The sequence below is a fragment of the Roseateles sp. P5_B10 genome, from assembly GCF_056400485.1.
In genome coordinates, this window is the sequence record NZ_JBFULE010000697.1 from 1 (window position 1) to 2,765 (window position 2,765).

Consider the following 2,765-nt stretch of genomic DNA (forward strand, 5'->3'; position numbering starts at 1 on the left):
CCTCAACGCAGGCCGACTCCCGGATACGACGGTCGCTCCTACATTGACTCCATCGCCAACAAGCAAGGAGCCAGCATGCAAAACCCAGTGATGCAACTGATCAAGTCCAGTGACCGCGGCTACGCCGACCACGGCTGGCTGAAGTCCTTCCACAGCTTCTCCTTTGCTGACTACTACGATCCGGCCCGCATGGGCTTCGGGCCGCTGCGTGTCATCAACGAGGACAAGGTCGCTGCTGGCAAGGGCTTCGGCACGCACGGCCATCGCGACATGGAGATCATCAGCTACGTGCTCTCCGGCGAACTGGCGCACAAGGACAGCATGGGCAACGGCGAGGCCGGTGGTGCGAACGCTGGTGTCATCCGCCCCGGCGATGTGCAGCGGATGAGCGCCGGTACCGGCGTGATGCACAGCGAGTTCAACCATGCCAAGGACGAAACGACGCACTTCCTGCAGATCTGGATCCAGCCTGACGCCCGCGGCATCGCGCCGAGCTATGAGCAGAAGCACTTCGACGCCGGCTCCAAGCGCGGCCGGCTGCGTCTCGTCGCGGCCAACGACGGCTCGCAAGGCTCGGTGACCATCCATGCCGATGCCAAGCTGTATGCGGGCCTGTTCGATGGCGCCGAGCAAGCGGAACTTGAGCTGGCGCCCGGTCGCCTTGCCTATGTGCACCTCGTGCGCGGCGCGCTCAGCGTGAATGGACAAGACCTGGCAACCGGTGATGCCTTGCAGATTCGCGAAACATCGCGCCTCGCGTTGACCGCCGGCAAGAACGCCGAAGTCCTGGTCTTCGACCTGGCCGCTTGATTTCTTCCCACCCCCACCCCCACCCCCAGAGGAATTCCTCCATGAGCAAGATCGTTGTCGTCTACCACTCCGGCTACGGCCACACCAAGCGCATCGCCGAGACCGTTGCCGAGAGCGCGGGCGCCCAACTCATCGCCATCGACGCCGAAGGCAATCTGAAGGACGCCGACTGGGAAGCGCTGGCCGCGGCCGACGCCATCGTCTTCGGTTCGCCCACCTACATGGGCGCGGCCAGCTGGCAGTTCAAGAAGTTTGCCGACGCATCTAGCAAGGTCTGGTTCGGCCAGGGCTGGAAGGACAAGCTGGCCGCCGGCTTCACGAACAGCGCCTCCATGAACGGCGACAAGCTGTCGACGCTGCACTACTTCTTCACGCTGAGCCAGCAGCACTCCATGCTGTGGGTGGGCACGGGCATGATGCCGGCCAACAAGAAGGCTTCGACGCGCGACGACATCAACTACGTCGCGTCCTTCGGCGGCCTGATGACGGTCTCGCCCAGCGACGCCTCCACGGACGAAATGGCCGCGGGCGACTTCGCCACGGCCAAGGCCTTCGGCGAGCGCATCAAGACGGTTGCCGCCCGACTGAGCAAGGCTTAAACCAGGCCCAGATCGCGCGCACTGGCCCCGGGAAAGACGGCGGCCAGTTGCGCGTCGTTCAGGCCGTACATACGCTTGAACAGGCCGCCAAATAGCGCCCGGTACTCGTTGAGCACCGGGTAGTCGCGGTTCTGGAACAGCGTGGCGGCCTTGACCTCCACCTGTTCGCCGGCGATTCGCCCGCCCTTCACACCGCCGCCCAGCACCCAGTAGGCGCTGCCATGGCCATGGTCGGTGCCGCGGTTGCCGTTCTCGCGGAAGGTGCGGCCAAACTCGCTGACCACCACCACCACGGTGTTGTTCCACTGTGGCCCCATCTCGTCGGCAAACAGCGCCAGGCCGCGGCCGAGCTCACCGAGCTTGGTGGCAAGCTGGCCGGTCGCACCGCCCTGGCCCACATGGGTGTCCCAGCCGCCGACGTCGATGAAACCCAGGGTCACGCGTTCGCGCATCAGCCGTGCGATGCGCCGTGCTTCGAGCGCAAAGCCCTTGGCGGCAATGGCACCGCGGCTGGCCGCTTCCATTTCACCGGCCATTTCGCGTGACACCTCGTCGCGCACCTCGAAGCCGCCGCTGACCGTGTTGGCCATGCGTGTGCCCGCGTACATGCCGGCGATGACCTGCGCCTGAGCAGCGTTGATGGCCGGCTTGCCGAGGTCGCGCAGTGCCTGGTTGGCCACGGGCAGGTTGCCACGCAGGATCAGCGGCACCTGGTCGGTGAAGGCCATGGCTTCCAACCTCGAACTGACGGGCGAGCCCGCACCCAGTACGCCGGCCAGCCGGTTCATGAAGCCGCTGCGGAAGTCACGTGAACCCTCGTCGGCCTGGCCCAGCTCGATGTGGTCCTGGGTTTCGAAATGGCTGCGTGTCGTGTCGTTGGTTCCGGCAAAGGGCACGAAGGCGGCCTGGCCCTTGAGCCAAAGCGGGTGGATGGTGTCGGCCACCGCGGGCGACAGGCCCCAGCTCGCGTCCAGCGGCAGCGCGGCCGTCTTGGCGATGGCGATGTTGGGCCGGGCCTCGTAGTAGAAGCTGGATGAGGTGGGCACCAGCAGGTTGGCCGCGTCATAGGCACCGCGCAGGAAGACGACGAGCAGGCGCRGCGTGTCGGCCGCCGCGGCCCACAGTTGTGTGGGCAGGGCGGCCGTACCAAGGCCAGCGAGGCCGAGCTGGAGCAAAAGGCGTCGGTTCATGGCGTCACCTGTTCATGAAGTCGGGGGAGGCCAGCAGGTAGGTGTTCCATTCCTGTGGCGACGTGGCCTGACCCAGCGCCTGCTGCGTGGCGGCGGCCAGGCGCGGGGCGATGCCCTCGTAGTACAGCGGGTGGGCGATCTGCGGGAAGGCTGGCCTGTCCTTGGG

At 66.1% G+C, this 2,765-nt stretch carries 3 protein-coding genes; 2 read left to right on the forward strand and 1 reads right to left on the reverse strand.

The window, feature by feature from the left end:
- Positions 1-87: 87 nt before the first annotated feature.
- A complete protein-coding gene (locus AC1DU6_RS26150) occupies positions 88-810 on the forward strand; it encodes a pirin family protein (RefSeq protein ID WP_477860686.1) in 723 nt (240 codons plus the stop codon).
- A 41-nt stretch (positions 811-851) separates the two neighbouring features.
- Positions 852-1,409: a flavodoxin family protein gene (locus AC1DU6_RS26155; protein ID WP_056197620.1), complete on the forward strand. Its 558-nt coding sequence runs from the start codon at positions 852-854 to the stop codon at positions 1,407-1,409.
- Here AC1DU6_RS26155 and AC1DU6_RS26160 read toward each other — a convergent pair.
- Positions 1,406-2,599 (reverse strand): DUF1501 domain-containing protein, encoded by a 1,194-nt coding sequence (locus AC1DU6_RS26160; RefSeq protein ID WP_477860684.1) that lies wholly within the window; start codon positions 2,597-2,599, stop codon positions 1,406-1,408. The genes AC1DU6_RS26155 and AC1DU6_RS26160 overlap by 4 nt on opposite strands.
- Positions 2,600-2,765 lie beyond the last annotated feature (166 nt).